This is a genomic window from Butyricicoccus sp. OF27-2pH9A, from assembly GCF_027693185.1.
GTDB classification, from domain to species: Bacteria; Bacillota; Clostridia; order Oscillospirales; family Butyricicoccaceae; genus Agathobaculum; species Agathobaculum butyriciproducens.
In genome coordinates this window covers 21,050-41,762 of sequence record NZ_JAQEXK010000018.1, presented here as the reverse complement: position 1 = coordinate 41,762, position 20,713 = coordinate 21,050, and the positions used below count along the sequence as shown (strand labels likewise).

The 20,713-nt window shown below is 54.1% G+C and carries 22 protein-coding genes, 1 tRNA gene and 1 pseudogene; 13 read left to right on the top strand and 11 right to left on the bottom strand.

All coding sequences use genetic code 11. The annotated features are described in order from the left end of the window. Positions 1-50: 50 nt before the first annotated feature. A complete protein-coding gene (locus PG722_RS12075; protein WP_270580683.1) occupies positions 51-611 on the bottom strand; it encodes a hypothetical protein in 561 nt (186 codons plus the stop codon). Between the two features lie 58 nt (positions 612-669). Next, on the bottom strand, positions 670-1,539 hold the full coding sequence (locus PG722_RS12070; protein WP_270580682.1) for a recombinase family protein: 870 nt from the start codon (positions 1,537-1,539) through the stop codon (positions 670-672). Positions 1,540-1,549: 10 nt separating this feature from the next. Between PG722_RS12070 and PG722_RS12065 the strand changes: the two are divergent. From PG722_RS12065 to PG722_RS12045, 5 genes and pseudogenes are all read left to right on the top strand, one after another. Beyond that, positions 1,550-1,840 (top strand): annotated as a pseudogene (locus PG722_RS12065) (ABC transporter ATP-binding protein); the annotation flags it as partial. 533 nt (positions 1,841-2,373) lie between these two features. Next, entirely contained in the window at positions 2,374-2,808 is a 435-nt protein-coding gene (locus PG722_RS12060; RefSeq protein WP_270580681.1) for a sigma-70 family RNA polymerase sigma factor, read from the top strand. Positions 2,809-2,812: 4 nt separating this feature from the next. Beyond that, a complete protein-coding gene (locus PG722_RS12055; RefSeq protein ID WP_270580680.1) occupies positions 2,813-3,049 on the top strand; it encodes a helix-turn-helix domain-containing protein in 237 nt (78 codons plus the stop codon). A 527-nt stretch (positions 3,050-3,576) separates the two neighbouring features. Further along, positions 3,577-3,783, top strand: coding sequence for a helix-turn-helix domain-containing protein (locus PG722_RS12050; RefSeq protein ID WP_005541444.1), 207 nt, complete (start codon positions 3,577-3,579; stop codon positions 3,781-3,783). A 21-nt stretch (positions 3,784-3,804) separates the two neighbouring features. Continuing rightward, positions 3,805-5,199 carry a site-specific integrase gene (locus PG722_RS12045; protein WP_270580679.1) on the top strand — a complete coding sequence of 465 codons (1,395 nt, stop codon included), beginning with the start codon at positions 3,805-3,807 and terminating at the stop codon, positions 5,197-5,199. 186 nt (positions 5,200-5,385) lie between these two features. Here PG722_RS12045 and PG722_RS12040 read toward each other — a convergent pair. Further along, positions 5,386-5,462 (bottom strand) — tRNA-Arg (locus tag PG722_RS12040). A 443-nt stretch (positions 5,463-5,905) separates the two neighbouring features. Here PG722_RS12040 and PG722_RS12035 point away from each other — a divergent pair. From PG722_RS12035 to spoIIID, 6 genes are all read left to right on the top strand, one after another. Then, entirely contained in the window at positions 5,906-7,273 is a 1,368-nt protein-coding gene (locus tag PG722_RS12035) for a pyruvate carboxylase subunit B (protein WP_243105701.1), read from the top strand. Between the two features lie 2 nt (positions 7,274-7,275). Next, entirely contained in the window at positions 7,276-7,605 is a 330-nt protein-coding gene (locus PG722_RS12030) for an OadG family protein (protein WP_118360156.1), read from the top strand. Between the two features lie 14 nt (positions 7,606-7,619). Beyond that, a complete protein-coding gene (locus tag PG722_RS12025; protein ID WP_270580678.1) occupies positions 7,620-8,006 on the top strand; it encodes a biotin/lipoyl-containing protein in 387 nt (128 codons plus the stop codon). A gap of 15 nt (positions 8,007-8,021) precedes the next feature. Beyond that, a complete protein-coding gene (locus PG722_RS12020) occupies positions 8,022-9,173 on the top strand; it encodes a sodium ion-translocating decarboxylase subunit beta (RefSeq protein ID WP_110437381.1) in 1,152 nt (383 codons plus the stop codon). Positions 9,174-9,426: 253 nt separating this feature from the next. Then, positions 9,427-9,999: a TetR/AcrR family transcriptional regulator gene (locus PG722_RS12015; protein ID WP_158557297.1), complete on the top strand. Its 573-nt coding sequence runs from the start codon at positions 9,427-9,429 to the stop codon at positions 9,997-9,999. A 340-nt stretch (positions 10,000-10,339) separates the two neighbouring features. After that, positions 10,340-10,612, top strand: coding sequence for a sporulation transcriptional regulator SpoIIID (gene spoIIID, locus PG722_RS12010; protein WP_117492171.1), 273 nt, complete (start codon positions 10,340-10,342; stop codon positions 10,610-10,612). Positions 10,613-10,679: 67 nt separating this feature from the next. Here spoIIID and PG722_RS12005 read toward each other — a convergent pair whose 3' ends face one another. Next, a complete protein-coding gene (locus PG722_RS12005) occupies positions 10,680-10,922 on the bottom strand; it encodes an AbrB/MazE/SpoVT family DNA-binding domain-containing protein (RefSeq protein ID WP_110437393.1) in 243 nt (80 codons plus the stop codon). Positions 10,923-11,010: 88 nt separating this feature from the next. Between PG722_RS12005 and PG722_RS12000 the strand changes: the two genes are divergently transcribed. Both PG722_RS12000 and PG722_RS11995 read left to right on the top strand, forming a co-directional pair. Then, positions 11,011-11,595, top strand: a complete 585-nt coding sequence (locus PG722_RS12000; RefSeq protein ID WP_270580677.1) for a nucleoside recognition domain-containing protein — start codon at positions 11,011-11,013, stop codon at positions 11,593-11,595. A 123-nt stretch (positions 11,596-11,718) separates the two neighbouring features. Further along, positions 11,719-12,246 carry a spore maturation protein gene (locus PG722_RS11995; protein ID WP_330417200.1) on the top strand — a complete coding sequence of 176 codons (528 nt, stop codon included), beginning with the start codon at positions 11,719-11,721 and terminating at the stop codon, positions 12,244-12,246. A 161-nt stretch (positions 12,247-12,407) separates the two neighbouring features. Here the strand turns inward: PG722_RS11995 and PG722_RS11990 are convergent, their stop codons facing one another. The 7 genes from PG722_RS11990 to PG722_RS11960 all read right to left on the bottom strand — a co-directional run bounded on the left by PG722_RS11990 (position 12,408) and on the right by PG722_RS11960 (position 20,587). After that, the gene (locus tag PG722_RS11990; protein WP_270580676.1) at positions 12,408-13,283 is read right to left on the bottom strand and encodes a 3-hydroxyacyl-CoA dehydrogenase family protein; all 876 of its coding nucleotides are present in this window, start codon (positions 13,281-13,283) and stop codon (positions 12,408-12,410) included. A gap of 114 nt (positions 13,284-13,397) precedes the next feature. Then, the gene (locus PG722_RS11985) at positions 13,398-14,216 is read right to left on the bottom strand and encodes an enoyl-CoA hydratase-related protein (protein ID WP_118286159.1); all 819 of its coding nucleotides are present in this window, start codon (positions 14,214-14,216) and stop codon (positions 13,398-13,400) included. A 271-nt stretch (positions 14,217-14,487) separates the two neighbouring features. Beyond that, positions 14,488-15,678 (bottom strand): acetyl-CoA C-acetyltransferase, encoded by a 1,191-nt coding sequence (locus PG722_RS11980; protein WP_118481064.1) that lies wholly within the window; start codon positions 15,676-15,678, stop codon positions 14,488-14,490. A 191-nt stretch (positions 15,679-15,869) separates the two neighbouring features. Next, positions 15,870-17,426 carry an acyl CoA:acetate/3-ketoacid CoA transferase gene (locus PG722_RS11975; RefSeq protein WP_110437398.1) on the bottom strand — a complete coding sequence of 519 codons (1,557 nt, stop codon included), beginning with the start codon at positions 17,424-17,426 and terminating at the stop codon, positions 15,870-15,872. A gap of 44 nt (positions 17,427-17,470) precedes the next feature. Next, positions 17,471-17,746, bottom strand: coding sequence for a hypothetical protein (locus PG722_RS11970; protein WP_110437399.1), 276 nt, complete (start codon positions 17,744-17,746; stop codon positions 17,471-17,473). A gap of 104 nt (positions 17,747-17,850) precedes the next feature. Continuing rightward, positions 17,851-19,296 (bottom strand): 4-hydroxyphenylacetate 3-hydroxylase family protein, encoded by a 1,446-nt coding sequence (locus PG722_RS11965; RefSeq protein WP_110437400.1) that lies wholly within the window; start codon positions 19,294-19,296, stop codon positions 17,851-17,853. A gap of 109 nt (positions 19,297-19,405) precedes the next feature. After that, on the bottom strand, positions 19,406-20,587 hold the full coding sequence (locus tag PG722_RS11960; protein ID WP_227109720.1) for a 4-hydroxybutyrate dehydrogenase: 1,182 nt from the start codon (positions 20,585-20,587) through the stop codon (positions 19,406-19,408). Positions 20,588-20,713 lie beyond the last annotated feature (126 nt).

Below are 20,713 nucleotides of genomic sequence, written 5' to 3'. Positions count from 1 at the left end.
GCTGTTTTCTTTGGAAAACAGCGCTTTTTTCATAGGATTCAATCCAGATGTCACCGTACACAGTACGTCACCTCATACCCGCCCTGATGACCGGAGCGCGGACGCGGAAAGGTCATTTTCAGCGGTGCATCTGAGGCTTGTGATGCGGCGGGAAGCACCGGATCCGTGCAGGACTCTCGGCCGGCGGTGAGGAAAACATCCAGAGAAATATAGGTCTTGTTCTCGTCTGCATCCACAACGATGCGGTTCACCAGCGCCTTGGACATTTCACGCGAAAAGCCGCAGTTCGCCTGCCACTGTTCCTCGATCGTGCGGCGCAGATTTTCCACACGCCGGATGCGTTCCGCAAGGGTTTGCTCTGCGTTCTGCAGGGAGCTGCGCCGCTCCTCGAGTGCGGCAAGCTGCTCGTTGCAGACTTCGTTGCGCTGCTTGAACTCCTCATTTGAGAGCGCTCCCGCAAGCACCAGATCGAGCAGCTTGTCCTTGCGCTTTCCGAGTGCCGCCATCTCCTGCTCGACTTGGGCGAGGGCGGGGCCGCTGTCCTGCCGGGCGGCAAAGGCATGGAGCGTGTCGATGTATTCCTGCACGGCGGCGGACTGTTCCTCGGTCATCAGCGCAAAGACACGCGCGAGAATACGGTCCAGCTCGTGGCTGTAAACCGTAGGAGAGTTACAGCCGCCGGTTGGCCTGCTCCCACAGCGCCTCCGACACGATGGCGGGGATGCGGTCATCCTCGTGTACGAGCCACTTGTCCTCACTCAGGCGGTAGCTGCGCTTGTCACGGTAATCACGGGAGGCGTACCGCCGTCCGGCATAGCAGCCCTTGTATTTCGGGTTGCGGATCATGCCGTACAGGGTGGAATAATGGAACGGACGGCCCTGCCGTCCGCGTATGCCGCGGCTGTCCAGGTCGTTGGCGATCGCCCGCAGACCGAGTTCTCCGGCGGCGTAGCGCTCGAATACCTCACGGACGATGGCGGCTTCCAGCTCAATGATTTCCAGCCGTCCATCTGTCTTGTTGTAGCCGAACAGGTTGTTCTGTCCGAGCAGAACGCTGTTCTCCTGCGCCCGCTTGAATCCGAAGCGTGTGCGTTCGGACAGCTTACGCACCTCATCCTGTGCAATCGAGGACATGATGGTGAGCCGCAGTTCGGCGTCCTTGTCGAAGGTGTTGATGTTGTCGTTCTGGAAGTACACGCCCACGCCGAACCACAGCAGCTCGCGCGTGTAGCGCAGACTGTCAAGCGTGTTTCGGGCGAAACGGCTGATCTCCTTGGTGATAATGAGATCAAATGTTCCGCGTTTGGCATCCTCGATCATCTTGAGGAACTGCTCGCGCCCCTCGACCGACGTGCCGCTGATACCCTCATCCACATAGCCGCCGGCAAACCTCCAGTGCGGATTTTCGGCAATGCAGTCCTCAAAATAGCGTTTCTGGTTGCTCAGACTGTTGATTTGCTCGTCTTTGTCGGTCGAAACGCGGGCATAATATGCCACGGCAAGGTCGGTGTCGAAAATGCTGCGGCCCTGCGCCTGCATTTCGTCCAGTCAGCGAATTTCAATAGCCCGCGCTAATAGCCCCATCCTGCTTTTGGATGAAGCAACAGCATCTCTTGACATTGAAAATGAGCTTGCCGTAAAGCAGGCCATCGCCAATCTGTTAAAAGAGAAAAAGACAGTGGTAATGATTGCTCATACCCTTTCCATTGTCAAAAATGCAGACCAAATCCTTGTAATGGGTGATGGTGGGATTGCTGAATCGGGAACCCATGAAGAATTGCTTGCGAAAGGCGGAAAATATGCTGCTATGTGGAACGCAGAGCAAAAAATATCAGCTTAATAGGAGCTAAAGAAGAATAATTGCATAGCGCATGAACCTGCCCCGACTACGGGGAAAGAAAAAAACCGCTGGCTGGGGCAGGTGATTTTGCGCGCTCATTTTAAGTTATTACCCTAACGGTGGTTTTGAGAAATCAGAGCCGCCGTTTCTTTGCGTTTACACAAACCAATGACGACTTGCAGGGACACGGTAGCCGATTGGAGGTTATTTTGCCGTGTCCTTTTCTCTTTTTCGCAGTATCCATGATCGGCACCAGTTAAAAAAAGCGTAGCACCTCCGTCGGAGTCGTCCGGCTTTGAATATGAACTATACCATGTAAGCAATCTTCTTTATAAAACATTTCTGCGTCCAGCAGGTCCGTTGCGACTTGCTGGGCGCTTTTTGCTGTTTTCCGAGGACAAGCCCGCCTCGAAAAAAATTTTTAAGAAATTTTCAAAAAGGAAGCTTTTAGCGGGTAGCGAGCGGCTTTGCGTTCGCCTTGTTAGCGGAAAGGGAGAAACCCACCTCATTCCCCCAAGAAAGGGGGTGAAAAGATGGATATGATCCCCCACAATAACTATGGCGAGCGGTGCCAGTTCGATGCTTACTGCAAGCTGGTACTGTACCATGAGGCAATCGACTACCTTCGGGAAATGCAGAGGCGCCGTGACAGGGAACTGTCATTCAGCGACCTTCCGCAAATGGAGATGGACAAGCTCTGCGTTGTAGATCATTACCCCAGTGACAGATTTACATTCTCGTCCCACGGGTATGACCTACATATTGAAAATGAGCTTGTGGCTGATGCCTTCGCCGGTTTGTCCGTTCAGGAGCAGAGTATTTTGATCCTGCATTTTGTTCTGGACCTGCCAGATCAGGAGGTTGGCAGCCTTGTTGGAATGTCTCGCAGCGCCGTTCAGCGGCGAAGGGCAAAATCACTCAATGAGCTGCGGATCAAGTTGGCCGCACTCATGCCGAAGGGAGGTTGAAGGTATGAAGAACCCCACTTACAAGGGCAAGGAGCTTCTTCCTCTTTCGGTGATCGACGCCGCCCGTAACGGGGACTCTCAGGCTGTGGATCAGGTACTCCGGTATTATGAGGGCTATATCAATAAGCTCTGCACCCGGACGCTTTACGATCCTGACGGTCAGCCCCATGTTCGGGTGGACGAGTACATGAAGCGCCGATTGGAGATCAAGCTCATTCATTCCATTGTCAGCATGAGTTGACAAGCCCGGTCTGAAAGCGGAAACAGCTTACCCTTTCCCTGTTTCTCTCTTTCGTAGCCGGAGGCAGCACCTTGACAAAGAAAGCCCGTTGGGAGACCAACGCCGCAGTATAAGGCAAACGGATACATTCCTGTTTGTGCCGAGCCATACGACCGGTGCGCCATGACCTCGTTTCAAGTCCGCAGGACGGGACCACTGTAACGGGCGAGCGAACAGCACCAGGCCGCAAAGCAAGCGTGGCGGCTTGCGGGCGATGACACACGGGCAGGGTCAAAGATACTCGCGCATTGAACGCCCACAAAGCATTGTGCGCCGCACCCATCAGCATGGGCCGGGGTTAGACTCCCGTGGAGCTGTGCCAGCAGCCGTCCGTAAGCCTACTTTTCTTTTTTGAAAGTTTATGGATAGATCGTAAACTTTTCAATTAGCAGCAGACAAGCACGGAGCAGCACGGTAAAATAATAGTGGAAGTTATATTACCCACACATATTCGTGCTGTTCCTTTTCATAACTGAAAGGGGGTTCTCATGTCTCAAACATGGAACGGCACGAAGAAAGAAACCCCTGAAAGAAGGACGTATACGGTAGACGATATTGCTCAAATCCTGGGCATCGGAAGAACTTCCGCATATATCCTTGTAAAAGAAGGGCACTTCAAAATCGTGCGAATTGGTAACGCTATACGAATTTCCAAACGGTCATTTGATGAGTGGCTGGATTCTCTTGACCTGTGATCGGAGAAGGGAAGTAATACTATGGCATCTATTATCAAGCGCAAGAAAAACTATTCCGTCATTTACAGCTATGTAGACGAGAACGGAGAAAATAAACAGAAGTGGGAAACATATCATACCCACAATGAAGCTTTGAAGCGCAAGGCGGAGATTGAAAATCAGCAGTTCACAGGAACTTTTCTTTCGCCGAGCAATCAGATTATCACAGATTTTCTGCGTGATTTTGTACATCTGTATGGTGAAAAGAAGTGGGGCGTATCTATGTATGACGGACAGACGTCGCTCATCGCAAATTATATCAATCCGATTATCGGGAATATGCAGGTGCAGGAGATTACGCCGCGTGTAGTTGACGGTTATATCCAGACCTTACAGAAAACCAAGTCGGTGTCTACCAAGACCCGAAAGGCCGTTACCACCTATGTCAGCGACAAGACCATTGAAAAGATCATCAAGCTCCTGCGGTGTGCGTTTAAGCAGGCAGTACGATGGGAAATCATTGCAAGAAATCCCTTTGACAATGTGATCCTCCCGAAAACGGAGTATGCGAAACGGGATATCTGGACAGCGGATATGATCCGTCTTGCCCTGGACAAATGCACGGACAGCAAGCTCTATGTAGCAATGAATCTTTCCTTTGCCTGCTCTCTGCGTATGGGTGAAATCCTGGGGCTGACCTGGGAGAACGTCCATATTTCCGATGAAGATATTGCTGCGGATAATGCCTATGTCTACATCGACAAGGAGCTGACACGGGCTTCCAAACGGGCGATTGAAACACTGGGTGAGAAGGATATCTATTACATCTTCACTCCGCTCATGCCGAACACCAGCACAAGAATTATTCTGAAAAAGCCGAAAACCGATTCCAGTATCCGTAAGGTGTGGCTGCCAAAAACACTGGCTTACATTCTGCGGGAATGGAAGAAGTCCCAGGACGAGCTGAAAGGCTTCCTGGGCGACGAGTATCAGGACTTCGATCTGGTTGTGGCACTTCCCAATGGACGGCCCTGCGAGGATCGTATCATCAACAAGGAGTTTGAAAAGCTGCGCGAGAGTACAGGTCTGCCGAAGGTTGTTTTTCACTCGCTCCGTCATTCGAGTACCACCTATAAGCTGAAACTGAACCACGGCGATCTGAAAGCGACACAAGGCGATACGGGACATGCCGAAACTGACATGATTACCAAGGTATATGCTCATATTCTGGACGAGGATAGAAAGGTCAATGCGCAGAAATTTGAAAAAGCGTTTTATTTCGCGCGTGACCTTCATAATGTTCGTCCGCCGGAAGAATCGGCAAAATCTGAGCCTGCAGCACCGGATATTGCAAGTCTTGTGGAGCAGCTGCAGAAATCACCGGAGCTGGCAAGTGCACTTGCAGCCCTGATAGCAGCGCAAGCCCCGGCAAAGTGATCCGAAAAATCGAATTAGCAAAACGCAGAATTTTCTTAGCAAATTTCTGAAAAGCGTTCGAGTCCAATTAGCAAATATACATCATGCGGCGCATAAAAATCTCCCGGTAACGGAAGTGAAATTACCGGGAGAAGGAGGAACAAAAAACGCTGCAAACCCCGAAAAAAGGCTTGCAGCGGTGCTTTCTGGCGTCCCAGAGAGGATTTGAACCTCCGACCCCACGCTTAGGAGGCGTGTGCTCTATCCAGCTGAGCTACTGAGACATTTATAAGTTTTATGCAATTTTCAAGGCTCGAAGGAATCGAACAATCTGCCGCTTAGGAGGCGAACCCTCTATCCAACTGAGGTACTGAGACAAATGAAAAAAATATGAAGTTTTCACAGGAAAAAGAACAAGAAGCATCCGATAATTAGGAGGCGTGTGCTCTATCCAACTGAGCTACTGAGACATAAAAAACAAAAGTTTTTGCGAGCGGCTCCTTCGCGCAGAGTCGCAACACGCGATATATCTATCTTACTGCATTGGAGCGAAAAAGTCAATTCCGAATGCGGTGAAAAAAGTAAAGTGCAGCTGTGCAAAATTAGAAAATCATAATCTTGCAAGCGGGTGCAGAAAGTGATATGATACAATTATATATATGGGGTTAATGAGGGGAATCACGACACCCATTTATTTCCCGAAGGAGGGGGCATACTTGTGAAACAAATGCACATCACCGAAACGGTGCTGCGTGACGCGCAGCAGTCGCTGATTGCGACGCGAATGCCGTTTGAGGATTTCGAGGGCATTCTCGATGAGATGGATCGGGCCGGCTATCACTCGATTGAGTGCTGGGGCGGTGCGACCTTCGATTCTTGCCTGCGCTATCTGCATGAGGACCCGTGGGAGCGTCTGCGCAAGATCAAATCTCACATGAAGAACACCAAGCTGCAGATGCTGCTGCGCGGTCAGAACCTGCTCGGCTATCATCACTATTCGGATGATACCGTGCGCCGTTTTGTCCGCAAGTGCATCGAGAACGGCATGGATATCATCCGTATTTTCGATGCGCTGAACGATCTGCGCAACATCGAGACCGCTGTGGACGAATGCCTCAAGGCAGGCGGCCATGCACAGGGCTGTATCTGTTACACACTGAGTCCGATCCACAATCTGGAGATGTTCGTTTCGCTCGGCAGGCAGATCGAAGCCATGGGCTGCAACTCGCTGTGCATTAAGGATATGGCGGGCATCATGTCTCCGCAGGAGTGCTATGACCTGGTTACCGCACTCAAGCAGAACATCAAAATCCCGGTTTATGTGCATACACACGCGACCACCGGTCTGGGTTATATGACTTATCTGAAGGCAGCGGAAGCCGGTGCGGACGGCATCGACTGTGCGACCTCGTGCATGTCGGGCGGCACCAGCCAGCCGGCAACCGAGTCCATGGTCTACGCGCTCCAGCAGATGGGCTATGACTGCGGCGTGGATTCCAAAACGTTGCATGAGATCAACGAATTTTTCGTGCCGGTCAAGGACAAGTTCGCGGCGAGCGGTATGTTCGACCCGTATGTCCTGTCCACCAAGACCGATGCGCTCGTGTACCAGATCCCGGGCGGCATGCTGTCCAACCTGGTAGCACAGCTGAAGGCACAGAACGCAATCGACCGTCTCGACGAGGTACTCGCCGAAACGCCGCGCGTGCGTGCCGATATGGGTTATCCGCCGCTGGTAACGCCGCTTTCGCAGATGGTCGGCGTACAGGCAACGGTCAACGTTCTCCTCGGCGGCCGTTACAAGTCGATCGGCAAGGAGATCAAGAGCTACATCCGCGGCGAATACGGCAAGGCACCGGGCGAAGTCAATCCCGAGCTCGCCAAGCAGGTGCTCGGTGACGAGCAGCCGATGACCGGCCGCTTTGCCGATACGCTCGAGCCGGAATTTCCGGCTGCACGCGAGCATCTCGGCACGCATGCCCGCAGTGAAGAGGACGTCCTGTCCTATATCGCATTCCCGCAGCAGGCAGAGCAGTTCTTTGAGCGTCGGGAACAGACCTTCACCGCAAGCTATTCGTTCAAGGAGGTTAAGTGAGCATGGTACACGATCCGATCAGCGTACTGGACGCGCTCATGATCGCCCTGTCCGGTATCGTTATTGTATTTTTGATGCTGGCACTTCTCTGGGGTGTCATCGCTGTTATTTCCCGTGTGATGGGCGCGCTCGAAAAGCACACCGCGCATCCGGCTTCGGTCAGTGCAGCGGCTCCGGCGGCTGCGGCTCCGGCAGCAGCACCTGCACCGGTTCCGCAGGTCAAGCTGGAAGGCGTCAGCGAGGTGGAGGCGGCCTGCGTTATGGCTATTGTCAGCCACGAAACGGGCATTCCGCTCGATCAGCTTGTATTTAAGTCCATCAAGGCGGTTTAAGGGGAGAAAGAAACATGAAATATCAGGTATCGCTTAACGGAAAGCAGTTTGAAGTAGAAGTAGAAAAGGGGTCGGTAAGCGCAGTTCCGACCGGCGCGGCTCCCGCACCGGCACCGGCTGCAGCAGCGCCGGCACCCGCGGCAGCGCCGGCTCCGGCAGCAGCACCCGCACCCGCAGCAGCGCCTGCAGGCGGCGAGACCGTTGCAGCGCCCATGCCGGGCACCATTCTGGATATCCGATGCACGGCAGGTCAGGCCGTTAAGGGCGGCGATGTGCTGTTTATTCTCGAGGCCATGAAGATGGAGAACGAGATCTGCGCACCGCATGACGGCACGGTCGGCTCTGTCTGCGTACAGAAGGGCTCTTCCGTACAGACCGGCGCAGCACTCTGCACGATGTAACGGGAGGCACGTACTATGCAATTTTCGTTTTTCGGTGCATTAGGCAGCATTCTGGCAAGCTCGGGCTTCGCGTCCTTTGCGGAGGATCCGCGCAGCCTGATCATGATCATCATTGCATGCGTGCTGCTGTACATGGGTATCGGCAAGAAGTTTGAGCCGCTGCTGCTCGTTCCGATTGCATTCGGCATGCTGCTGGCCAATCTGCCGCTGACCGGTTTGCTCAACGCACCGGTTGACGGTTCCAGTCCCGGTATGCTGTGGGTGTTCTATCAGGGCGTCCAGCATGCGATTTATCCGTCCATCATTTTCCTCGGCATCGGTGCCATGACCGACTTCGGCCCGCTGATCGCGCGTCCGTCCTCGCTGCTGCTGGGTGCAGCGGCACAGCTCGGCATCTTCTCCGCATTTCTGCTCGCGCTTGTGCTCGGCTTCCCGGGCAAGGTTGCGGCAGCCATCGCCATCATCGGCGGTGCGGACGGCCCGACCTCCATTCTGGTCGCATCCCGTCTGGCAGCGGATTATCTGCCCGCCATCGCTATTGCGGCGTACTCGTATATGGCGCTTATACCGCTTATCCAGCCGCCGATCATGCGTCTGCTGACCACCAAGAAGGAGCGCGAGGTCAAGATGGAGCAGCTGCGTCAGGTCTCCAAGACCGAGAAGATCGTATTCCCGATCGCAGTTGCCATCATCGTTATCCTGCTGATTCCGGATACCGCTCCGCTGATCGGCATGCTCATGCTGGGCAACCTGCTGCGTGAGTGCGGCGTGACCGACCGCCTGAGCGACACCGCGCAGAACGCGCTGTGCAACATCGTCACCATCTTCCTCGGTCTGTCGGTAGGCTGCAAGGCGATTGCGTCCACCTTCCTGACCTGGGAGACAATCAAGATCATCATCCTTGGCCTGATCGCGTTCACGTTCTCGACCGTCGGCGGCCTGCTGTTCGGCAAGGTTATGTATAAGCTGACCGGCGGCAAGGTAAACCCGCTGATCGGCTCGGCCGGTGTATCTGCCGTTCCGATGGCAGCCCGCGTTTCGCAGGTTGAGGGCCAGAAGGCCAATCCGGCAAACTTCCTGCTCATGCACGCGATGGGCCCGAACGTAGCCGGTGTTATCGGCTCCGCTGTTGCCGCAGGCTTTGTCCTCAAGGTATTCGGCGCGTAAGTGCAAAGCAAAAGAACCCGAATTTTCGGGTTCTTTTTTTACGCTTTTTGGTTGAGAAGAATTGAAAATAATGGCCGTCTATTTGTAACGGTATGCATACGATATCCCGCAGGGAGAGCACATTGTGCTCCCACGCAAAGGTAAAACATCACGCTGATTCTACATTTTCCATTCTCAATTTTTTATGCTTTCTTGACAATTTATGTCGCCCTGTTTTATAATAAATGTAAGAAATGAACGGGTGGTCCTTATTGTGCAGGTACTAAAAGACGAACTTCGACACAAAATTCTGCTCGAATCCGAGCATTTATTCCTGCAGCGTGGGTACGACCGCACCTCACTGCAGATGATCGCGGACAAGGTAAATATCAGCAAGAGCAACCTCTACCACTACTTCAAAAACAAGGAGGAGCTGTTCTACGAGCTGACCGACAGCGCTGCAGACGGCCTGAAGCGCATGATCCTGCGCTTCCGCAGCATGCGGTTTGACTTGAACATGGACGCGCAGGAATTCCGGATGCTGCTCACCGAGGAGGTACTCTCACTGCTGCTGGCGGAGAAATACGGCCTTCTTCTTATCATGGAGCAGGCCAACGGCACTCGATATGAAAACCTGCGGCCGGTAATGATTGAGCTGATTGCGTCCAAGATCGTGCCCATGCTGGCTGACGAGGAGAACAGCCCGATGATGGCGCAGATCATGGCACGCAATCTGGTGGACGGGACGGTACATATCCTCAAGAACCGCGTTCGCCCGAGCGAAGTCCGTGCCGGACTGAATCAGCTGATCACCTATCACACACAGGGAATGCACGCGCTGCAATAGCAGCGCTGAGGCTGTCGCGAAACTACAGTTTCGCCGACAAGCAGGAACGGACCGTGGGCCGTTCCAAAGTCGTCCGAAAGTTCCTATACAGAAACTTTCTCCCTCCAGAAGTTCAAAAAGGGTGATACATGCTCACCCTTTTTGAGCATTTGCAGAGCAAATGCTGTTTCGTGCGCGCTGCCGCGCGAAATGCTGACTATACGACTTTTTCGACAGACTGCGCGCTGCAATAGCAGCGCGTTTTCTTTTGCCCTTAAACGGATACAAATGCGTTCTAACCGTCCCCGAATCCACATACACTGTCACAGATGAAACCTCATCAGGCAGGAGGGAAACAGCGGTGAAGGGCTTACCGGAGGAGCGCACGATCCGTCTGGCGCAGTACATGATCGAGCAGAAGGCCACCGTGCGGCAGACTGCGGCACGGTTCGGAATATCCAAGTCAACCGTACATAAGGATATCACAACGCGCCTGCAAAAGCTGAATACCGAGCTGTATGAGCGCGTACAGACCGTTCTGCAGGTGAACAAGCAGGAGCGGCACATACGCGGCGGCAGAGCAACACAGGCGAAATACCGCGCCGAAGCGGCACAGCGACGCGGTGAAAAATAAAAAAACCGACTTTCCAAGCGGAAAGTCGGCAAACAGAAGCAGCGTGACAGTGTTGCTATGTAAAGGCTTAAAGCAGGCCGAGCTCATGCGCGCAATCGCTGCAGACATTCTTACCCTTGAAGTGGATAATGTCCTTTGCGTTACCGCAGAATACGCAGGACGGCTCGTACTTCTTGAGGACGATATGATCGCCGTCAACGTAGATTTCCAGAGCGTCCTTTACTTCGATGCCCATAGTGCGGCGCAGCTCAATCGGGAGCACGATGCGACCAAGTTCATCAACCTTACGAACAATACCGGTGGATTTCATTTTCAACACACTCCATTTCTTTATCATAAAAAATGTATTACCAAATCCCACTCACTCGGGATGTTGGACGGAAGGGGGGGAACACGATATGCTGTCCGTTATCTGGACGGTGTTCCTTTGTATGGCGCTGCTATGCGGTGCGGTCACGGGCAGGCTGGCAGAGGTTACGGCAGCGGTACCCACAGGGGCTGCGGAAGCGATCACGCTGGCAATCAGTATCACCGGGCTGATGTGCTTCTGGAGCGGTGTGATGGAGCTGCTGCAGGCTTCCGGACTGGCAGAGCGGCTGTCCCATCTGATGGCTCCTGTTCTGCGTCCCTTGTTCGGAAGCGCATCGCAGGATAAACAGGCGATGGAAGCAGTAAGCGCCAATGTAACGGCAAATTTGCTGGGGTTATCCAACGCGGCAACGCCGTTGGGATTGCGTGCGTCAGAGCGGCTGTATGTTCTTGCAGGGCGGAGCGGAGCGCCGGATACCGTGCTGACGCTGATCGTGCTGAACGCAACCTCAATTCAGCTGATTCCGTCTACGGTGGCGGCGGTTCGTGCGGCTTGCGGAGCACACGCGCCATTTGATATTATGCTGCCGGTGTGGGGAGCTTCTGCGGCTTCCGTTGCGGCGGTGCTGCTCAGCAGCAAGCTGCTGCGTCCTTTTTTTCCGGATGGGGAATAGCGGGACAGGTAAGTGCGCCTTACAAGTAGTATTATCACACATGAAAAGCAAGAAATTTGTCGAATAAGCAAACAATCATCAAAAAATTTCCAAGCAAGGGAAATAATACAAGGAGGGAGATTGTTGCAGATTTTGCAGAACGCGCTCATTCCGGCACTTTTGGCGGGAATCAGCCTGTATGCGCTGTGCAAAGGCGTGGACGTATTTCCAACTTTTCTGCGCGGTGCAGCCGTCGGTTTGAAAACCGCGGTGCAGATACTGCCTGTTATGGTCGGGATGCTGACAGTCGTGTTCATGCTGCGCGCCTCAGGTGCCGTTGATATTGCGGCAAGCGTGCTCGCGCCCGCACTGCGTATACTGGGCATACCGAAAGAATGCACAGCCCTGACCCTGCTGAAGCCGATCAGCGGAGGAGGAGGACTGGCAATGGGCAGTGAAATTATACGACGCTGCGGACCGGACAGCTATGCCGGACGCGTGGCCGCAGTGATGCTGGGAGCCTCGGAAACCAGCCTGTACACAATCAGCGTGTACAGCGGGCACCTTGGTTTAAACCGAACCAGATATGCTGTATTTGCGGCATTGTGCGGTGATCTGGCAGCATTTACCGCCTCTGCAGCATTGGTTAGAATATATTTCCCATACAGTTAATATTATATCGTGTATGTTAAAAAATTACCATAGCTTATGTCAAAAATTAGCGAATTAAATAAACATTACTTGTATTCTTTGTGCAATATGCAAAAAATACAGGCTGAGAAAATAAAAAGCATCTATGCCGAAGCACAGATGCTTTTCATATTGCAAAGCGATTACTTCTTTACGATCTCCTTGCCGAAAGGACCATCATAGTCGAAGAAGCCCTTGCCGGTCTTAACGCCCAGCCAGCCGGCACGAACCATCTGACGCATCAGCGGATGCGGACGGTACTTCGGATCGCCGGTCTCGCGGTACAGCGTCTCCATGATTGCGAGGTTTACATCGTGGCCAACAAGGTCAGCGGTGTGCAGCGGGCCGGACTTCATGCCTGCGCCAAGCTGCATAGCAACGTCGATATCAGCAGGGGAAGCGATGCCATCAGCAACGATACCCATTGCCTCGTTCATCATCGGGATCAGGATGCGGTTTACAACGAAACCGGGACCTTCCTTAACGGCAACCGGGGTCTTGCCCAGGGATGCCATCAGGTCAAATGCGGTCTGGAAGGTTTCGTCCGAAGTCTGGATCGCGCGGGTAACCTCAACCAGCTTCATGATCTGAGCCGGGTTGAAGAAGTGGCAGCCGATGAACTTGTCCGAACGGTGCGGGATGCAGGCAGCCATCTCGGTGATGGACAGACCGGAAGTGTTGGAAGCGAAGATGGTGTGAGCGGGGCAGATCTTGTCCAGATCCTCCAGCAGGTCCTTCTTCAGATCCATGCGCTCCAGAATAACTTCCATGATGAAGTCAGCATCGGCAGCGTCCTTGCGGTCAACCGAGGTCTTGAGGGAAGCGAGCAGCTCGTCCTTGCGCTCTGCGGTCATCTTGCCCTTGCTTACGAGGAACTCGTAATCGTGTGTGATAACGGTCTTGCCGCGCTCGGTGAACTCCGGCTTGATGTCGATCATGGTAACGTCATGACCTGCGTTCAGGAATACCTCAGTGATGCGTGCGCCCATGTTGCCAGCGCCGAATACACAAACTTTCATGCTAAATTAACCTCTCTCTCACTCTTTGCGGATGGATGAACAGGTATTGCGAATATTGATTAGTCAAAACCGCACAATCTGGTTTTGAATTGTGCGGTCCGACTGTCTCAATGCTTACTTATTCTTGAATTCCTTAGCCGGCTTGTCGCGGTTCTTGTCCAGGAAGTAAGCCATGCCGTACTTCTGATCCTCGGTAGCGAAGCACTGTGCGAAGCAGTTGCCCTCGAACTTCAGAGCGGAGTTCAGGTCGGTCTGCATGCCAACGTTTACAGCTTCCTTAACCAGAGAAACAGCGATCGGAGCCTGAGCAGCGATCTCCTCAGCCAGCTTTACAGCCTCATCGAGCAGGTTCTCCAGCGGATATACGTAGTTAACCAGGCCCATGTCCAGAGCGTCCTGAGCGGTGTAGTTAGCGCGAGCGGTGTACAGCATTTCCTTAGCCTTGCCTGCGCCTACGAAGCGAGCCAGACGCTGGGTGCCGCCGCAGCCCGGGGTGATGCCCAGACCAACTTCAGGCTGACCGAAGGAAGCGTTCTCGGAAGCGAGACGGATGTCGCAGGACATAGCCAGCTCGCAGCCGCCGCCGAGGCAGAAGCCGTTGATGGCAGCGATAACCGGACGCTTGAAGTTCTCGATCTTCCAGCAAACGCGGTTGGACTCGTTGCCGAACAGCTTGCCTTCTGCACAGGTCTTGGTAGCCATCTCGGAGATGTCAGCGCCTGCAACGAAGGAGTTAACGGTCTTGCCCTTCTTGTTAACGGTGGAAGAACCGGTCAGAACTACTGCATAAACGTCGTCCAGATCCTTAGCCAGCTCGTCGAATGCCTCTTCCAGCTGTGCGTACATGTCGGTGGACAGAGCGTTCATAGCCTTCATGTGCTCGATCTTAACGATCGCAACATGACCCTTTTTTTCGATTACTACGTCAGTCATTTTTAAGACTTCCTTTCAGAATATGTGCTATGAGCGTAAAACGCTCAAAAGCAATCTCCGTTCGGAGATTACCAAACATCCAAAGGATGTTTGCAGTCAAAATAGAACAGAAGCGAGCTTCTGTTCGTAAAAACCGGGGGCGTGTACCTCGGTTTTTACACCTCGACTCAGCCGCCTTGGGCGGCGTCATTCGGGTATCACACTTCAGTTTCTACGGAACTGAAGTGTGTATCTAGGGGACTTTTGAAGTCCCCTAGAGTGCAAGGCGAAGTTACTTGCACAATTCGTCGCGCTCAACGATGATAGCTTCGCCCATACCGCCGCCGATGCACATGGTAGCCAGACCGATGGTCAGGTCGCGCTTGATCATTTCGTGGATCAGGGTGGTGGTGATGCGGCAGCCGGCTGCACCGATCGGGTGACCCAGAGCGATTGCGCCGCCGTTTACGTTAACCTTGTCCATATCAAAGCCAAGCTCACGGTTAACAGCAGCAGCCTGTGCAGCAAATGCCTCGTTGGACTCGATCAGGTCGAGGTCAGCAACGGTCAGACCTGCGCGGGACAGAGCCTGACGGGTGGACTCGATCGGACCTACGCCCATGATGGACGGATCGCAGCCTACAGAGCCCCAAGCACGAACCTTAGCCAGCGGCTTGAGGCCGTTTGCCTTAACGAACTCCTCGGAAGCGATGATCATTGCAGCGCCTGCATCGTTGATGCCGGAAGCGTTGCCTGCGGTTACGGTGCCGCCGTCCTTCTTGAATGCCGGGCGCAGCTTGCCGAGAATCTCCAGAGTGGTGTTCGGCTTTACATGCTCGTCGGTATCAAAGATAACGGTTTCCTTCTTCTTCTTAACCTCGATCGGAACGATCTCGTCCTTGAAGCGGCCGTTAGCGATGGCAGCAGCTGCCTTCTGCTGGGAAGCGAGAGCGATCTCGTCCTGCATTTCGCGGGTGATGCCGTACTTTTCAGCTACGTTTTCTGCAGTGATGCCCATGTGGTACTGGTTGAATACATCAAATACGCCGTCGTATACCATCATATCGACCAGCTTCTTGTCGCCCATGCGAGCACCCCAACGGGTATCGCGGGAGATGTACGGAGCACCAGACATAGACTCGCAGCCGCCTACCAGCATCATCTTGTTCTCGCCGGAACGGATGATCTGGGTGCCGAGGGAGATGGCACGCATGGAGGAAGCGCAAACCTTGTTCAGGGTCATAGCCGGGGTGGTGATCGGCAGACCGGACTTCAGGCAAACCTGACGTGCTACGTTCTGGCCTACGCCGCCCTGCAGTACCTGACCGAACAGAACCTCGTCGATTGCTTCCTTGTCAACGCCTGCACGCTCGATAGCTGCCTTTGCAGCAGCGGTGCCAAGCTCGGAGGAGTGTACATCGCGGAGGGTGCCGCCGTAAGTGCCGATTGCGGTACGGGCAGCGGAACAGATGTAAACGTTCATTTAGCTGTTTCTCCTTTTCTACTGATGCGGCGAAAAAACTATGCCGCCGCATGGTGATGGAAACTCGATTTTCTTGAGTTCGTTAATATTTTATCAAACTATTCTGCAGAATGCAAGGGGAATTGGTCGATTCTGTAAAATTATATGAAAAGTCCAGTTCCCGTTTGCGTAATCTGCACAAATAGAATTGATTAGTCGTTAGCCAGACCCATCAGCTCGTCACGGAAGATGCGAGCGTCCATGGTCTTGATCTCGTCAGCCATCTTCGGAACGAATTCCATCTGGTCGAGGATCTGGGTCTGCAGGTCGATGCCCGGAGCGATCTCGGTCAGGGTAACGCCTTCCGGACGCAGCTCAAATACGCAGCGCTCGGTGATGTACAGAACCGGCTGATGTACTTCGTTAGCGTAATCGCCGGAGAAGGTGATGTGCTCAACCTGCTTAACGAACTTCTTCTTAGCGCCTTCCTGGGTGATAACGAGCTTGCCGTCCTTGCACTCAGTCTTGAGGCCCTTTGCAGTGAAGGTGCCGCAGTAAACAACCTTCTTGGCGTTCTGGGTGATGTCGATGAAGCCGCCTGCACCTGCCAGACGGGTGCCGAACTTGGATACGTTCAGGTCGCCGTTCGGAGCAGTCTCAGCCAGGCCGAGGAATGCAACGTCAAGGCCGCCGCCCTGATAGAAGTCGAACTGTACGTTGTGCGGGATGATGCACTGTGCGTTAGCAGCAGCGCCGAACTGGGTGCCGCCGTACGGTACACCTGCGATGGAGCCTGCCTCAACGGTCAGGGTCATCTTGTCGGAGATGCCTTCTTCAGCAGCTACGTTAGCGATCTTCTCCGGTGCGCCGGTGCCGAGGTTTACGATAGCGTCCTGCGGCAGCTCCATAGCAGCGCGGCGGGCGATGATCTTCTTAGCGTCCATCGGGATCGGCGGGATAGCGTCAACCGGGATGCGGAACTCGCCGGTCAGCGCGCCGTCGTACGGCATGCCGAGGCACTGCATGTTCTCCTCCTCGGTGCCGACTACAACAGAGTCAACATAGATGCCCGGGATAGCAACCAGCTTCGGGTCCAGAGAGCCGCCCTGTACGATCTTCTCAACCTGAACGATTACCTTGCCGCCGGAGTTCTTGCAGGCCTGAGCCATAGCAGTTACGTCCAGAGGACCGATCTCACGATGTACGGTGCAGTTGCCGTACTCATCGCAGTAGGAAGCACGCAGGAATACAACGTTGATCGGGAAGCCCTTGTACAGCAGGCGCTCCTGACCCTCGATGTTAACGATCTTTACCAGATCTTCCTTGGTAACGTCGTTCAGCTTGCCGCCGCCGTTGCGCGGGTCAGCGAAGGTCTTCAGGCCAACGTGGGTGATGGTGCCGATGTTGTGAGCAGCGATATCGCGGTACATGTGCGAAATAACGCCCTGCGGCAGGTTGTAAGCCTCGATCTTGTTGTTCAGAGCCAGCTCGCCGAGCTTTGGAGCACGGTCCCAGTGGCCGCCGATAACGCGCTTAACCATGCCTTCATGGCCGTAATGGTCACCGCCGGTGCCATCGCGGTGGCCCTGACCGGCTGCAAAGAACAGGGTCAGGTTCTGCGGGTGGCCGGTCTCAAGAAAACGCTTCTCGAGAGCCTTGGACAGGGTCTCCGGGCAAGCACAGGATACGAAACCGCCGGTAGCAATGGTATCGCCGTCCTGAACCTTCAGAGCAGCTTCCTCCGGGGTGATGATGCTTACTTTCTTCATGTTTATCAATCCTCCTGATAATAGTGCGACCGGTTTTACAGTGGTCACGCCTGTGACGTGAAAGACCTGATTCTATCTATCGCCTGCGGAATCTCATCCGCTGCGGCAACAACAACACGGTGCGCGGCTTCGATCTCCTCATAGAGATACGGGCAGCCGGTGCAGCCGCGCAGGATCAGCAGTACGTCATAAGGAACACCGTCCTCCGGATAGGAGAATGAGGCGGTGTCCTGAAGGGCAGCGCAAATCGCCTTGTAGGCGTCTCCGCGCTCATAGCGCGGATTGCAGCCGCCGCAGAATTTTACCGTGCAGCGCAGCAAGGCGCACAACCCCTTTCAAGATGTTTCCATATGGGAACAGTATGGTATAACGCAAACACAGGCACTCACGGGTGCTCCATGAGTGCCTATAGTTTGCTCAGAGATTACTTGATGCGAGCAATCTTCTTTGCCAGTTCCTTCTTCATTTCAAGGTTGGACTGACGGGCAATCATGATGCGCTGAGCCTGCGGCGAGCCTGCACCGTGCATGGACTCCGGCAGATAGCCGACAGCTGCAGTACCCATGGTCATGTTCTCGATCAGGCGCAGCAGACGCATACGGTCCTCGGTCGGAACGGAAGCAACGCCCTTGAGGTACTTCTCGATGTACGGCTTGAGCTCCGGGTTGCGGTAATCAGCCTCGGACGGCTGGGTTACCATCAGGCCGCCTGCCAGATCCTGTGCCAGACGAGCGATCTCGTACGGGAAGCGGGTAACGTTCTGCTTGCAGACGTTTGCCAGCAGCAGGTCGATCAGGTAGTTGCCTGCCTTGGTCTTGGTGCCCTGAGAGGAGCAAGCGATACCGCAGCAGTACAGGGTCTCGTTCAGGTGGGTCATCTCGATCAGCTTGTCCTTAACGTGGGAAGCCTTGGAGGAGCCAGCCATCTCGCCAGCCAGAGCGGTAGCGCCGATCAGAACGTCGCCTACGCCGACCTTGCAGCCGCCGTAAGACTGACGGTGATAGCCTGCGAAACGCTCTACGATCATGCCGGCAAACTTAACTTCGCCGTTGAGGAAGATGCGGTCGTTCGGAACGAATACGCGGTCGAAGATAACGAGAACTTCGTGGCCGCCGTATACCTTGTTGCCTACGTCGATGTCGTTGTACTCTTCAATCTTGCGGGTGTCGCAGGACTGACGGCCGTAGATCAGGGTGATGCCCTTGGAATCGGTCGGTACAGCGAAGGAGATCGCGTAGTCCTCGTCGCCCTCGCGCATGGAGATGGTCGGCATTACCAGAACCTCGTGAGAGTTTACAAAGCCGGTCTGGTGAGCCTTAGCGCCGGTAACGTATACGCCGTCAGCGGTGCGCTCTACAACGTGCAGGAACAGATCCGGATCAGCCTGCTTGGACGGAGCGAGGGAACGGTCGCCCTTAACGTCGGTCATAGCGCCGTCAACTGCGAGGTCCTCATCCTGCACGCGGGTCAGGAACTTGAGGAAGTTCTCGTGGTACTTGGTGCCGCAAGCCTCGTCGATCTCGTAGGTGGAGGAGAATACAGCGTTCATAGCGTCCATGCCTACGCAGCGCTGGAAGCAGGCTGCAGTCTTCTGACCGAGCAGACGCTGCATCTTAACCTTCTTGATCAGGTCGTCAGTGGACTGATGCATGTGGGTGAAGCGGTTGATCTTCTTGCCGGAGATGTGGGAGGTAGCAGTCATCAGATCCTGATACTGCGGGTCCTCAGCCAGCTCGTAGGTAGCGGCGAAGGAGTTCAGGGAAGGACGGATAACCGGGTCGTCAACCGGATTCTCTACCTTCTTACCGAACATATACAGATTGAGGTTCAGCTTGCGCAGGGACTCAATGTACTGGTCTTTGGTCATCATAAGTGATCAAGTATCCTTTCTCATTACAATTTGGTACACATAACATGAATAAAGAAAATAGGGCGGGGAGACGGGACTCCCCGCCCTATTCAGGCGTTACATGCGGAAATTAGAAGCACTCTTTGTATACGCGCTCGCTGAGCTCGATGCTCCACGGACGGTAAGAGTTGGTGATCAGACGCTGCTGGTTTGCATCAACAGACAGTGCAAATGCCTTAACGTCCTCTTCCTTGAAGCCGTACTCATGCAGCGGCTTCAGGTGCAGAACCTTCTCCAGGGTTACGTTCAGGGTACGCAGAGCGTCGTCCTTGGTGCAGCCCAGGCAACGAGCAACGATTTCCTTGAACTTGCCCAGCTCGCCAGCCGGCTCGTACTCGTCGTACATCTCGAGGATCTTGCCGAACAGAGCGTAGTTGGATTCGCCGTGCGGAACATGGTAGGTGCCGCCGAGCGGGAAGGACATGCCGTGTACGGTTGCACAGCCGGCCTTCAGGAATGCGATGCCTGCGAACAGGGAAGCGTGAACGAACTCGCCGAGGTAATCCATACGAGCGTCCGGGCCTTCCAGAGCGATGCGACGGAAGCCCTCGAGGATCATCTCCATAGCCTTAACGGAGAACATCTCGGAGGTAACGGTCTTGCGGTGCGGGGACAGGAAAGACTCGGTAGCGTGGATCAGAGCATCGATAGCGGATGCTGCGAACGGCTTGTACGGCAGGGTCTTAAGCAGATCCGGAACCAGGCAAACCTTGTTCGGGATGATGTCGTCGGAAACCAGGCCGAGCTTGGTATCGCCGCCGGTCAGCTTGCCGTCCTTCTCGTCCTTAACGATAGCAACAGAAATGTTGGTAACCTCAGAACCGGTACCGCAGGTGGTCGGGATAGCGATAACTTCCTTCTCATGTACAACAGGCTCGCGCTTGAAGTACAGCTCATGTACGGAGGTCGGGCGCTTGCAGCCGAGCAGCTTGCAAAGGTCCATAATAGCACCGCCGCCTACTGCGATTACGCGGTCGTAGGAATCGTACGGAATAGCCTCGTACATGGTCTCGATCATAGCCTCGGAAGGCTCGCCTGCACCGAACTTCTCCTGGAATACGAACTTGCTCTTGAGGCCAAGCTCTTCCATGAAGGGCTTGTAGATGAATTCGTTGGTCAGAACGACGTCGCGCTCGCCCAGCTTGAACTCCTCAGCGAAAGCACCAAAGGTGTCAAACTTGTAAATAGTCGGGGCAATGACGATCTCTCTCTTGTCCTTCATCAGGGAGGCGCTGAAAGCATCCATAGCCATAGTAGAAACATCTCCAATCAAAAATTTTATAAAAGGCCGTGCGGCTTTTTATTACATGATTTTACAGGGTGGTTTTTTCCTGTGTTCTTATTGTAGCAAATTTGCGCCAAAACTTCAACATAAACA